Source organism: Phreatobacter oligotrophus, assembly GCF_003046185.1.
In the GTDB taxonomy this organism is placed as follows: Bacteria; Pseudomonadota; Alphaproteobacteria; order Rhizobiales; family Phreatobacteraceae; genus Phreatobacter; species Phreatobacter oligotrophus.
In genome coordinates this window covers 55686-68450 of record NZ_PZZL01000001.1, presented here as the reverse complement: position 1 = coordinate 68450, position 12765 = coordinate 55686, and the positions used below count along the sequence as shown (strand labels likewise).

The 12765-nt window shown below is 69.4% G+C and carries 12 protein-coding genes; 6 read left to right on the top strand and 6 right to left on the bottom strand.

Features of this window, described 5'->3' with window-relative positions:
* Positions 1 to 26 precede the first annotated feature (26 nt).
* From C8P69_RS00330 to C8P69_RS00315, 4 genes are all read right to left on the bottom strand, one after another.
* Positions 27 to 854 carry an ABC transporter permease gene (locus C8P69_RS00330; RefSeq protein ID WP_108173881.1) on the bottom strand — a complete coding sequence of 276 codons (828 nt, stop codon included), beginning with the start codon at positions 852 to 854 and terminating at the stop codon, positions 27 to 29.
* A complete protein-coding gene (locus C8P69_RS00325; protein ID WP_108173880.1) occupies positions 854 to 1654 on the bottom strand; it encodes an ABC transporter ATP-binding protein in 801 nt (266 codons plus the stop codon). Before C8P69_RS00325 ends, C8P69_RS00330 begins: the two co-directional genes overlap by 1 nt.
* A 107-nt stretch (positions 1655 to 1761) precedes the next feature.
* Positions 1762 to 2928, bottom strand: coding sequence for a UDP-galactopyranose mutase (gene glf / locus C8P69_RS00320; RefSeq protein ID WP_108173879.1), 1167 nt, complete (start codon positions 2926 to 2928; stop codon positions 1762 to 1764).
* The gene (locus tag C8P69_RS00315) at positions 2921 to 4099 is read right to left on the bottom strand and encodes a glycosyltransferase (protein ID WP_108173878.1); all 1179 of its coding nucleotides are present in this window, start codon (positions 4097 to 4099) and stop codon (positions 2921 to 2923) included. The genes glf and C8P69_RS00315 overlap by 8 nt, the downstream gene beginning before the upstream one ends.
* A 227-nt stretch (positions 4100 to 4326) precedes the next feature.
* Between C8P69_RS00315 and C8P69_RS00310 the strand changes: the two genes are divergently transcribed.
* The 4 genes from C8P69_RS00310 (at position 4327) to C8P69_RS00295 (ending at position 8703) form a co-directional block, all read left to right on the top strand.
* Entirely contained in the window at positions 4327 to 5490 is a 1164-nt protein-coding gene (locus C8P69_RS00310; RefSeq protein ID WP_108173877.1) for a beta-glucosidase, read from the top strand.
* A gap of 211 nt (positions 5491 to 5701) precedes the next feature.
* Positions 5702 to 6655, top strand: a complete 954-nt coding sequence (locus C8P69_RS00305; RefSeq protein WP_108173876.1) for a catechol 2,3-dioxygenase — start codon at positions 5702 to 5704, stop codon at positions 6653 to 6655.
* Positions 6652 to 7623, top strand: coding sequence for a Bug family tripartite tricarboxylate transporter substrate binding protein (locus C8P69_RS00300; RefSeq protein ID WP_108173875.1), 972 nt, complete (start codon positions 6652 to 6654; stop codon positions 7621 to 7623). Before C8P69_RS00305 ends, C8P69_RS00300 begins: the two co-directional genes overlap by 4 nt.
* Before the next feature lie 102 nt (positions 7624 to 7725).
* Positions 7726 to 8703 (top strand): MBL fold metallo-hydrolase, encoded by a 978-nt coding sequence (locus C8P69_RS00295; RefSeq protein WP_108173874.1) that lies wholly within the window; start codon positions 7726 to 7728, stop codon positions 8701 to 8703.
* 3 nt (positions 8704 to 8706) lie between these two features.
* Here the strand turns inward: C8P69_RS00295 and C8P69_RS00290 are convergent, their stop codons facing one another.
* On the bottom strand, positions 8707 to 9681 hold the full coding sequence (locus C8P69_RS00290; protein ID WP_108173873.1) for a Bug family tripartite tricarboxylate transporter substrate binding protein: 975 nt from the start codon (positions 9679 to 9681) through the stop codon (positions 8707 to 8709).
* Positions 9682 to 9766: 85 nt separating this feature from the next.
* Here C8P69_RS00290 and C8P69_RS00285 point away from each other — a divergent pair, with 85 nt between their 5' ends.
* Together C8P69_RS00285 and C8P69_RS00280 are read left to right on the top strand one after the other, a co-directional pair.
* Positions 9767 to 10678 (top strand): LysR family transcriptional regulator, encoded by a 912-nt coding sequence (locus C8P69_RS00285; RefSeq protein ID WP_170118068.1) that lies wholly within the window; start codon positions 9767 to 9769, stop codon positions 10676 to 10678.
* Between the two features lie 83 nt (positions 10679 to 10761).
* The gene (locus C8P69_RS00280) at positions 10762 to 11580 is read left to right on the top strand and encodes an NAD(P)-dependent oxidoreductase (RefSeq protein ID WP_108173871.1); all 819 of its coding nucleotides are present in this window, start codon (positions 10762 to 10764) and stop codon (positions 11578 to 11580) included.
* Between the two features lies 1 nt (position 11581).
* Here C8P69_RS00280 and C8P69_RS00275 read toward each other — a convergent pair whose 3' ends face one another.
* Entirely contained in the window at positions 11582 to 12652 is a 1071-nt protein-coding gene (locus C8P69_RS00275) for a 4-oxalomesaconate tautomerase (RefSeq protein WP_108173870.1), read from the bottom strand.
* Between the last annotated feature and the right edge of the window lie 113 nt (positions 12653 to 12765).

Here is a 12765-nt window from a genome sequence, read left to right as displayed (position 1 = left end):
ATCGCACATGGGACAGGTCGAGGGGCTCAGGATGCGCCCGTGGCGTGCCAGGGGATCAGGATGCGCTTGAGCAGGCCGATGGCGAAGTAGAAGGCGAAGCCGATCAGCGACATCTGGATCAGCACGGCGAACATCTGGCTGGTCTCGAAGCCGTTCATCGCCTGGATCAGCAACTGGCCGAGGCCCTGGTTGCCGCCGAGATATTCGCCGACGACCGCGCCGATGATGGCGAGCACGATGCCGACCTCGAAGCCCGTGAGGATGTAGGGCAGCGCCGAGGGCAGCTCGAGCCGGCGGAACACCTGCCAGCGCGTGGCATTGAGCGCCGTCATCACGTCGCGGTGGCCCTCGTCGATGGATTTCACGCCCAGCACCGTGTTGGTGAGGATGGGGAAGAAGGCGAGCACCCCGGCGACGATGACCTTCGAGGTGATGCCGAAGCCGAACCAGACGACGAAGAGCGGCACCAGCGCCACCTTCGGGATGACCTGGGTGGCGATGATGAAGGGGTTCAGCGTCAGTTCGAGCCAGCGGATGCGGGCGATGAGCACGCCGAGGACCACGCCGATCAGCGCCGCCCAGAAGAAGCCGACAAGTGTCGCGTAGACCGTCATGCCGGTATGGAACCAGGCGCGGCGATTGCCGAGCAGGGCGATCCAGTCGGCGAAGACGGCGCCAGGCGCCGGCAGGATGAAGGGCGAGATGCCGCTCATCCGCACATAGGCATGCCAGATCAGCACGATGACCGCGAGGAGCAGCGGCGTGGTGATCCAGGGAATGCGCGCCTCGCGGCTGGCAAGGAAGCCGCGCCGGGCGGCGAGCTGGGGCGGCGGGGTCGGGTTTTCGGCACTCATCACGAAATCTCCGCCAGGCGCTCGCGCAGCGACAGGACGATCTCCTGGAATGCTGTGGTGGCCTGCAGCTCCAGCGTCCGCGGGCGTGGGAAGGGCACGTCGACGATGCGGTCGATGCGACCGGGCCGCGGCGACAGCAGCACGATCCGGTCGGCGAGGAACACCGCCTCGGTGATGGAATGGGTGACGAGGACGATGGATTTTGCGGTGGCGAGGAAGATGCGCTCCAGCTCGATGTTGAGGGCGTCGCGCGTCATGGCGTCGAGCGCGCCGAACGGCTCGTCCATGAGCAGGATCTTCGGATCGTAGGAGAGCGCCCGGGCGATGGCCGCGCGCTGGCGCATGCCGCCGGAAAGTTCGCGGGGCCAGCGGCGCTCGAACCCGCCGATGCCGACCAGCTTCATCAGCTCGTGGGCGCGGGCCCGGCGCTCGGCATGGCCCATGCCCTTCAGCTCCAGCGGCAGGGCGATGTTGTCCTCGATGGAGAGCCAGGGAAAGAGGTTCGCCTCCTGGAAGACCATGCCGAGATCGGCGAGCGCCTCGCTCTGCCGCTCGCCCCGCGCCCAGAGCGGCTTGCCCACGATGGAGAGTTCGCCGGAGGTCGGCTCGATCAGGCCGCCGATCATGCGCAGCAGCGTGGTCTTGCCGCAGCCGGAGGGCCCCAGCAGCACCACCAGTTCGCGGGCACCGACATCAAGGTCGGTGGATGAGAGGGCGTGAACGGGACGGTCGCGCGTCCCGTACCATTTCTCGATGGCGCGGAGAGCAATGACAGGAGAGGGAAAGCGATCAGACAACATAATACAAAGCAATCACGGACGGGGGTTGGCCACAACCACCGAATTCGTCCGCCGTCGCGCAAGAGCCATGCGCCGGGCGCGTCCCGCAGTGCGGAAAGCTCCCGACGTCAGGCGATCGCGTGCGGGCGCCGCGCGTCGCCGTTCAGTCCCCGCGGCGGCGCTGCCGCCTCAGCCCTGCCGAGAGACTCGTCGATCCGCCGGAAGGTCGCCAGCGCCTGCCCCACGACCTGGTCCATGTTGTAGTAGCGATAGGTGGCAAGACGGCCGACGAACCAGACATCGGGCGTCGCGCGCGCGAGCGCCTCGTAGCGGGCGTAGCGCTCCTGGTTCTCGGGCCTCGGCACGGGGTAGTAGGGATCGCCCGTGGCGGAGGGGTACTCGTAGGTCAGGGCCGTGCGCGCATGCTGCTGGCCGGTCAGGTGCTTGTACTCCGTGACGCGCGTGAAGGCCTCGCCCTGCGGGTAATTCACGACCCCCACGGCCTGGTGCTGGGGCTCGTCGAGGGTCACGTGCTCGAAGCGCAGCGAACGATAGGGCAGAGGCCCGAAGCGGTGGTCGAAGAACTCGTCGATCTGGCCGGTATAGATCAGCCGCCGATGGGGAACGAGATCGCGGATGTCGCGATAATCGGCCTGCAGCATCAGGGTGATGGCGGGGTTGGCCACCATGCGCGAGAACATGGCGGTGTAGCCGTGCTTCGGCATGATCTGGTGCTTGTCGGCGAAGTAGCGGTCGTCCGTATCGGTGCGGGTGGGCACGCGGGCTGTGACGGACTTGTCGAGCTCGCTGGGGTCGAGACCCCATTGCTTGCGGGTGTAGCCGCGAAAGAACTTCTCGTAGAGCTCGCGGCCGACCTTGCTGACCACCACGTCCTCGGAGGTCTCGATCCGCTCCACCGGTTCGGCCCGCGCGGCGAGCCAGGCCTCGGCCTCCGCATCGGTGGTCAGGGCGAGGTCGTAGAGCGTGTTGATCGTCGTGCGGTTGATGGGGATCGGCACGAGCTTGCCGTCCACCGCCGCAAGGACGCGGTGGGTGTAAGGCCGCCACGCCGTGAACCGCGACAGGTAGTCGACGATCATGTCGGAGTTGGTGTGGAAGATGTGCGGGCCATATTCATGGATGAGCAGCCCATCCTCATTGTAGCGGTCATAGGCATTGCCGCCGATATGCGGCCGGCGGTCGATGAGCAGGACGGTCGCGCCCCGCTCCGTGGCGAGCCGCTCGGCGAGGACGCAGCCGGCAAAGCCGGCGCCGACGATCATCCAGTCAAACATGGGCCTCCTCCCCCACCATGACCTGGCGGGCGGTGGAGCGGGCGGCCTCGACCTTCGGCTGTGTCGCTTGCCCGACGCCCAGCATCAGATGCTGCATGTCGGCCCAGGTGCGGTCCCAGGACATGCCGGCGAGGTGTCGGTCGACCGCCGCAAGCCAGGGGGCACGGGGACGGCGCCGCAGCGTCTCGAGGCTGTCGGCGAGGCCGGCATCATCCCCGGCAATGGCAACGAGACCCTTGTCGCCATAGGGCGAGACGACGTCGGTGATGGCGGTGGAGACGACGGGCACGCCGGCGGCGAGGAATTCCGGCGTCTTGGTGGGGCTGATGAAGCGCGTCGCCTCGTTGAGTGCGAAGGGCATGAGGCCGACCGTCCAGCCGGCGATGTAGTCCGGCAGGTCGCGATAGGCCTTGGGCCCGAGCCAGTGGATGTTGGGCTGCCGCGGCAAGCCGGCGGGGTCGATCTTCACCACAGGCCCGATCATGACGAACTGCCAGTCCGGGCACCGCGCTGCGGTGCGCGCCAGGAGGCCCACATCCATGCGCTCGTCGATGACGCCGAAGAAGCCGGCGCGCGGACCGGGAATGGCGCGCTGGTCGGCGGGCTCGGCGACGGTACCGCGCGCCCGGGCGAAATGCGCCTTGTCGATGCTGGAGGGAAAGGCATGGACCGAGGGGTGACGGTGGCGCTTCGCCCGGTAGAGGCTCATGCCGCCGGTGAAGACCAGATCCGCCCGGGCAAAGAGCTCCGCCTCGAGCGCGAGGAGATGAGCCGGGGCGCCGAGGAAGCCCGTGAGCTCGTCCATGTTGTCGTAGACGACGACGTCAGCAGGGATGTCGCGGCTGAAGGCCACGGCCATCGGCGTGTAGTACCAGAGCGTCCGGCGGGCGGGCCCGGACGGCAGCAGCCGCCGCAGCAAGGGGCGCAGGGCCTCGGCCATGCCAGCCTCGCTGCCCGTGGGCAGCACAGGCAGGACGACGGTCACGCCCTCGGGTCGCGGCGAGGTCCGAAGATGCGGCGTTGCGCCGGCCTCGAAGACCGGCTCCTCGATGAAGTAGACGTCATGGTCGCGCGCTGCGCGGGACAGGAGATGCTGGGGCCGCTGGTACACGAAATCCCACCGCAGGTGAGAAAAGCAGACGAGCTGCGGGCGGCAGGTGGTGCCATGCATGGAGAATCCCCTTCTGGGAGAGAGCCCTGAATTGTCGGATGGCGCGGCCAGCGGACAGACCGACGGGAGGCGCACCGATGGAAAGCTCAGGGGAGCGGGGATGTTCCTACTGCTGCAGTGCGAAGACGCCGGGGCCTGACGGGCGGCGTCCCTGACCGGCGCCATTGGAACGGCTTGCCTCCCGCGGCCGTTGGCTCGGGGTGTCCGTGGCCGGGGAGGTCCAGCGTTTGCGAGACGAGGGACCGTTCCGAAGTTTTTTCCAGGCCGGGTTTGAATGTGCGAGCCACCGGCGGCGTGACGGCCGGCGCCTCGACCTGATCGCCTCCACCGGCCACGACCGCTTCTGCGAGCAGGACTACCAGGCCGTCGCCGCGCATGGCCTGCGCTCGGCGCGCGATGGCTTCCGCTGGCACCTGATCGAACGCTCTCCGGGCCGCTACGACTGGTCCAGCGTGCTGCCGATCATCCGCGCCGCCCGGCGGAACGGCGTGCAGGTCACCTGGGACCTCTGCCATTTCGGCTGGCCCGATGACGTCGACATCTGGTCGGCGGCCTTCGTCGAGCGCTTCGCTGCCTTCGCCGCGGCCGCAGCGCGCGTGCTGGTCGCAGAGACCGGCGAACCGCCGATCCTCTGCCCGATCAACGAGATATCGTTTTTCGCCTGGGGCGGCGGCGATGTCGCTGCCATCAACCCGGCGACACGGGGCCGCGGGCAGGAGCTGAAGCGGCAGCTGGTGCGGGCGGCCATCGCCGCGATCGATGCGGTCCGGGCCGTGGCGCCGGCGAGCCGCTTCATCAGCGCGGAGCCTGCCATCCACATCCACAGCTATTCCCGCAGCGCGGCGGTGCGCGCCGCGGCGGAGGCCTACCGGCTGGCGCAGTACGAGGCGCTGGACATGCTCATCGGACGGGTGGCGCCGGACCTCGGCGGCCGCGACGACCATGTCGACATGGTCGGGCTCAATTTCTATCCGCGGAACCAGTGGCTGCACCGCGGCTCCACCCTGCCGCTCGGCCATCACGGCTACCGGCCCTTCTCGGAGATGTTGCAGGAGGCGCATGAGCGCTACGGGCGGCCGCTACTGGTGGCCGAAACAGGCGCCGAGGGCAGCGCGAGGGCCGCCTGGCTCCACTATGTCGGGGACGAGGTGCGGGTCGCCATGGATGCGGGCGTGCCGGTCCTTGGCATCTGCCTCTATCCGGTCATCGATTATCCTGGATGGGATGACGACCGACTGTGCCTGACCGGCCTGTTCGGCCCGGCGGATGGCGAGGGACGGCGGGCGGTGCACAAGCCGCTGGCGGAGGAACTGGCCCGTCAGGCCTTTCTGCATGCAGGCTCGCCGCCAGGCGCCAATGGTTTCACCGCGCGTGCCTCCACCAGTGGATGATCGCCGGTGACGGCGTGAGCGGGACGCATCGCTCCGCCTTCCCGCCCGCGATTGATGCACCGGGTTCAGCAAAGAGGCCGGAGCTTTCCTTTGCCTGCAAGGCGTCGCCATGGCGACATGCGCCACCCTGGCCGGCGCAGTCCGGCACGGGGATATGGCGCGCGCAGAGGGCGGCCGGACGAGGCAGGGTGAGGGAATGTCGGGTCACAGCATGTCAGGATCCCCGGAAACACCACGGGATCTCGCCCATCTCGGCCATGTCGAGATGCTCACGCCCCGCATAGAGGCGAGCCTTGCCTTCTTCACTGACGTGTTCGGCATGACGGAAGCGGGACGCGAGGGCCAATCGGTCTATCTGCGCGGCTGGGACGACTATGAATTCGCCTCGCTGAAGCTCACCGAAGCCCCCCTCCCCGGCCTTGCCCATGTCGCCTTCCGCACCTGGAGCCGCGAGGCGCTGGCGCGGCGCGTGGCCGTGCTGGAGGCCTCTGGCCACGGCATCGGCTGGACGGACGGCGACATGGGCCACGGGCCCTCCTACCGCGCCCACGGTCCGGACGGCCATGTCTTCGAGATCTATTTCGAGACGCGGAAATACCAAGCGCCCGACGCCCTGAAGCCCGCCCTGAAGAACCAGGCCCAGCGCTTCCCCGCGCGGGGCATGTCGGTGCGCCGGCTCGATCACCTGAACCTTCTCTGCTCGGAGGTCGAGCCGACCCGCGACTTCCTGCGCGACCAGCTCGGCATGCGACTGACCGAGGCCATCGTGCTCGATTCCGGCATCTGGGGCGGGGCCTGGATGACGGCGACGAACAAGACCTACGACATCGCCTTCACCCGCGACCATTCGGGCCGTCGCGGCCGCTTCCACCACGTGACCTATGCCATCGACAGCCGCGAGGAGATCTTGCGCGCCGCCGACATCGCGCTGGAGGCGGGCGTTCCGATCGAAACCGGCCCGCACAAGCACGCGGTGCAGCAGACATTCTTCCTCTATCTCGAAGAGCCCGGCGGCAACCGCGTCGAGGTGGCCAATACCGGCGCGCGCCTGATGCTCGATCCCGACTGGGAGCCGGTCATCTGGACCGAGACGGAGCGCAAGAAGGGCCAGGCCTGGGGCCTGAAGACCGTCGAGAGCTTCCACACCCGCGGGACCCCGCCATGACCGATCGCCGCCGTTTCACCACCCTCCTCGCCTCGGCCCTCGCCGCCTCCGCCTTGCCGGCGCGGGCGCAGACCTTCCCCGCCCGTCCCGTGACGATCATCGTCCCCTTCGCGGCGGGCGGTGCCGTCGACATCGTGGCAAGGACCATCGCCGACCGCCTCGCCCAGCGCTGGGGGCAGCAGCCCGTCATCGAGAACCGCCCCGGCGCCGGCGGCATCGTCGCCTCGCAGGCGCTGGTGCGCGCTGCGCCCGATGGCCACACGCTGATGGTGGTGGCGAACGGCCATCCGCTGAACCCGTTCTTCCACGAGAAGCTGCCCTACGACACCGACCGCGACTTCACGCCGATCACCCAGATCGGCGCCTCGCCGCTGGTGATCTCGGTGCCGCCGGGCGAGACCGCGCGGGACGCCAAGGCCTTCTTCGAGGCGGCCAAGGCCAAGCCCGACGGCATCGTCTTCGGCGTCTCGGGATTCGGTACCTCAGCCCATCTCGCCGGTGTGCTGGCCTCGCAGGTGACGGGGGCGAAGCTTGTGGCCGTGCCCCACCGCTCGGGCTCGCAGGCGCTGCAGACGGTGATGACCGGCGGCCTGCCGATGAGCATCAACCCGCTGCTGGAGGTGATCGAGCTCGCCCGGGCCGGCAAGGTCCGCCCGCTGGCGGTGACCACCGCGGCGCGGTCGGCCATCCTGCCGGACGTGCCCACCATGGCCGAGCAGGGCTATGCCGGTTTCGACACCGGCGTCTGGTGGGGTGTGGTGGCGCCGGGGAGCCTCGCGCCCGAGATGGTCGAGCGCCTGTCGCGCGATCTCACCGAGGCCATCCGCTCGCCCGAGGCGACGGCACGGCTGCAGCAGCTCGGCGCAACACCTGTCGGCTCCTCGCCGGAGGCCTTCCGGGCCTTCCTCGCCAGCGAGACGGCGACCTGGGGGCCGGTGATCCGCTCCGCCAATATCCGGCTGGAATGAGACCTCTGGTCAAGACACGCATCAACTCCATGTGCATTGCGTCGGGTTCCCAAACGTCATGGACTTCCCGGCGCAGATAACGAAACCCTCGAGGAGGCTCCGATGACAGACACATCCCGCCGCACCGTTCTCGCAGCCTCCGCCGGCCTCGGCGCCAGCATCGTCGCCGGTCCGGTCGAGGCCCAGACGGCTGCCCCCGCCGCAGACGGCACGCGCCAGCAGCCGGGCTTCTACCGGATCAAGGTGGGCGACGCCGAGATCACGGTTCTCCATGACGGCTTCGTCGGCCGCCGCGCCCAGGGCCTGGTGCGCAACGCTGCCCAGCCCGAGGTCGAGGAGCAGCTGCGCACCCATTTCGTCGATCCGGAGGCGATGGAGAATCCCTACAATATCGCCGTCGTGACCATCGGCGCGCGCCGGTACATCATCGACTCGGGCTTTGCCGACAACGGCCCGCCGACCACCGGCCAGCTCGCCGCCAACATGCGCGCCGCCGGCATCGACCCGGCCTCGATCAATGCGGTGCTCGTCACGCATTTCCATCCCGACCACATCAACGGCATCCGCAAGAAGGACGGCACGCTGACCTATCCCAATGCCGAGATCATCGTGCCGGAAGCCGAGTGGGCCTTCTGGATGGATGACACGCGCATGGGCCAAGCGCCCGAGGGGCAGCGTGCCAATTTCGCCCTGGCGCGCCGCGTCTTCGGGCCCAATGCGGCGAGCGTCCGGCGCATCACGCCCGGTGGCGAGGTCGTCCCTGGCATCCAGTCCATCGCCACCCCCGGGCACACGCCGGGCCACACCTCCTTCGTGGTGACCTCGGGCTCCGCCAAGGCGCTCATCCAGGGCGACGTGTCGGGCATTCCCTCGCTCTTCGTGGAGCGGCCGGGCTGGCATTCCATGTTCGACATGGACGGCGCGACGGCGGAAGCGACGCGTCGGCGCACCTACGACATGGCAGCCTCCGAGCGGATGCCGATCGTCGGCTACCACTTCCCCTTCCCGGCGGTGGGTCGCGTGTCGAAGCAGGGCGATGGCTATCGCTTCGGCCTCGCCCAGTGGCGCTCGACCATCTGAGCGCTATTCGGCCTTGAGATTGGCGGCGCGGGCGACCGCGCCCCAACGGGCGAGTTCCGACGCGATGTGAGCGGCGAAGCCGTCGGGCGTCGACGGCATCGCATCCGCGCCTTCCTGTTCGAGCCGCGCCGCCATGGCTGGCGTCGATAGCGTCGTGCGGCAGATGGCATTCAGCGTGTCGATCACCGGCGCCGATGTGCCGGCGGGTGCCACGAGCCCATACCATTGCGAGGCATCGAAGCCCGGCAGCGCGGCTTCCGCGATGGTCGGCACATCGGGGAGCGCGGCGAGCCGCCGGGTTCCCGAGACCCCCAGCGCGAGGAGCGAGCCGGCCCTGACCTGCGGCAGCAGGATTGGCGCGCCGGTGAGCGCCATCTGGATGCGTCCGGCGAGCAGGTCGCTCACCGCCGGCCCCGTGCCGCGATAGGGCACGTGCTGCAGGCGGATGCCGGCGGCGACCTCGAAGGCGGCGGTGGCGATATGGGCGGCCGAGCCGACGCCGCCCGTGCCGTAATTGAGGCTGCCGGGGGCGGCTTTCGCCAGTGCGATGAGGTCCGGCACCGAGCGGGCGGCGACGGAGGGATGGATGGCCAGCACATTGTGGACGGCCGCCAGCAGGCTCACCGGCGCGAAGGACTGCACGGGGTCATAGGGCAGGCGCGCATAGATCCAGGGGTTCACCGCCAGCGTGCCGATATGGGCGATCAGCAGCGTCTGGCCGTCCGGGGCGGCCTTGGCGACGGCGCCCGAGGCAATGCCGCCGCCGGCGCCCGGCCGGTTCTCCACCACCACGCCGACGCCGAGCGCATCGGTGATCGACTGGCCGAGGAGGCGGGCGAGGAAATCGGTCGAGCCGCCGGGCGTGAAGGGCACCACGAGCGTGACGGGCCGCGTCGGCCGCCATGCCTCCTGCGCCCGTACGAGGGCCGGTGCGGCAAGACAGGCGGCGAGAAGGGAACGGCGGGAGAGACGCGGCATAGTTCCGATATCGCCGCGGCTCGACAATGAATCAAATGCGAAACATGGTGCGATCCGTGAATCGTCTGCATCATCGGGGGGCGCCGTGCGGATCGACTTTCCCGGCCTCGAAGCCTTCGTCGCCATCGCCGAGCGCGGCTCGTTCAACCGTGCCGCCGTCCATCTCAACCTGTCGCAGACGGCGCTGAGCCACCGGATGCGCAAGCTGGAGGACGACCTCGGCGTCCGCCTGCTGATGCGCACGACGCGGCAGGTGACGCTCACTCCCGCCGGGCTCGAACTGCTGCCAAAGGCGCGGGCCGCCATCGACGGGCTCACCGTGTCCATCGACGCGCTGCGGCGGCAGGCGCGGGCCGGCCAGCAGCACATCGCCATTGCCTGCCTGCCGACCATCGCCGTTACCTACCTGCCGCAGGTTCTCGCCGCCTTCGCCCGCAAGCACCGGGGCGTGAGCGTGCAGGTGCTGGATAATTCGGCCAGCGAGATCGCCGACCATGTGCAGTCGGGCCGGGCGGAGTTCGGGCTGACCATCGTCTCCTCCAACCGCTGGGACCTCGACATCACGCCACTGATGAAGGAGCCCTTCGTGCTGATCTGCCCGAAGGGGCACCGGCTCGCGGGCGTGGAGGCGGTCCAATGGCCGGATCTCGAGGGCCAGCCGCTGGTGCGCATCAGCCCGCAGACCGGCAACCGGGTGCTCATCGACGATGCGCTCGGCACCCGGCGCGAGGCACTGGACTGGCGCTACGAGGTGCAGCACCTCGCCACCGCCGTGAGCCTCGTGCGCGCCGGCATCGCGCTCGCCATCGTGCCGCGCCTTGCGCTCGGCATCACCACGACGGAGGGCATCGTCACCGTGCCGCTGCGCAATCCCGCGGTGACCCGCACGCTCGGCATCATCGCCCGCCATGGCGTGCCGATCAGCCGGACGGCGAAGACCCTGCACGACCTCATCGTCAAGACGCTGAAGTCGTCGGATGCGGATCCGCAGGGCTGAACCGATTGCATCAGTCGGGGGCCGCCTTTCACTCGACAAGCAGCCTGGGCCCGGGGCCTCATGGGGGCAGAGGAGTGCAGCGCATGAAGAATTCCGTCTCCGTCGCGTTCATCGGCTTCGGCGAGGTGGGCCGCACCTTTGCAACCGGCTTCCGCATGACGCCCGGCGTGTCGCTGGCCGCCTATGACATCCTGCTCGACGATCCCGTGCGCGGCGAGCCGCTGCGGCAGGCGGCAGGCCCCCTGGACGTTACGCTGCGCGAGGCGGCAGCGGGGGCCGCGGCGGGCGCCGACATCGTCTTCTCCGCCGTCACCGCGTCTGACGTGATGACCGTCGCCGAGGAGGCGGCGGGTTACATCCGCGCCGGCCAGTTCTTCGTCGACGTCAATTCGGCCTCGCCCAACACCAAGAAGGCGGCGGCGGCCCTCATCGAGGCCAAGGGCGGTCGCTATGTGGAAGCCGCGGTCATGGCGCCGGTGCGGGCGCCGGGCCTCGCCGTGCCGATCCTCGCCGGCGGACCGCATGCGGCGGCGGCGGCCGATCTGCTCAATCCGCTGGGCATGGCGATCACCCCGGTCGCCACCGAATTCGGCCGTGCCTCGGCGATGAAGCTGTGCCGCTCCATCATGATCAAGGGCATCGAGGCGCTGATCGTCGATGCGAGCCGGGCGGCGGCTGCCTTCGACGTCGAGGCGGAGGTCTATGGCAGCCTCGGCGAAACCTTCCCCTCCATCGACTGGCGGGCGCTCGCCGGGATGATGGCCGAGCGCGTCGCGACCCACGGCATCCGCCGCGCCGCGGAGATGCGCGAGGCCGCCGACATGATCGCCGAGCTCGGCCTCGATCCGGAACTTTCGCGCGCCGTGGCAAACGCCCAGCAGCGCGGCGCCCGGCCGAAATAGGCTAGCCGCGCGGGAAGACGACGCCGTCGAACAGCGCCCGCGCCGTGCGCAACAGGCCTGCCCGTTCGACAACAGGGGCCTCCTCCGTCCCACCGACGGTCAGCCGCACCGTGAACTCGCCGGTCGGATGTTCACAGGACATCAGCTTCTCGCGGCCCGGCGGGACCTTGGCCAGCCGATGGGCGGGGGAGCCTGGCAGCACGCAGGCGGTCGCCACCGACACGGCGGCGAAGACGCCGATGGCGGCGTGGCACTCGTGCGGAATGAACGAGCGTGTGTTGATCGCGCCGCCCTCGCGCGGCGGGGAGACCAGCGCGAGCTTGGGGATGTTCTTCGAGCCGGCATCGGCGATGTTCATGAGGGGTGCGGCAGCGAGGCGAATGGCCTCGAGCCGCGCCTTCAAGGCGGCGTCGGCATTCAGCACCGCATGGGGTTCGGCGCCGGTGACGCCAACGCTCTCCGCCGCCAGCACGATGACCGGCATGCCGTTGTCGATCAGCGTCACCTCGACGCCCTCCACCACATCGACGGCGCGGCCGGTCGGCAGCAGCGCGCCGCAGACCGAGCCCTCGGCGTCGAGGAAATCGATGGGGATGGGCGAGGCCGTGCCCGGCACGCCGTCGATCGCCGCATCGCCGGCATAGGTGACGCGGCCGCCGGGTGTCGCGACGCGCATCTCCGCGACGGTCCCGGTATTGACTGTCCGCACCGTCACGGTGGTGACCGGGTCAGCGGCGGCAATCAGGCCGCGCTCGATGGCGAAGGGGCCGATCCCGGCGAGGATGTTGCCGCAGTTCTGGTTGTAGTCGACGCGCGGCCTGTCGACGAGGACCTGGGCGAAGAGGAAGTCGATGTCGACGCCCGGTTCCTCCGACCGGGAGACGATGGCGACCTTGGAGGTCAGCGGGTGGGCGCCGCCGACGCCGTCGATCTGGCGGGGATCGGGCGACCCCATGACCGAGAGGAGCACGGCATCGCGGGCGGCCGGATCGGAGGGAAGGTCGTCCTTCAGAAAGTAGGCGCCCTTCGAGGTGCCGCCCCGCATCAACATGCACCGAATGCCCGTCGCCATGGTTCTCCCCTCGCGATGAGCCCGGACCATGGGTCCACTGGCCGGGCCGGGCAAATGAATGATGGTCGGCGATGGGTGAAGGTGCCGCATCAATGGCGCGTGGCTTTGATGGG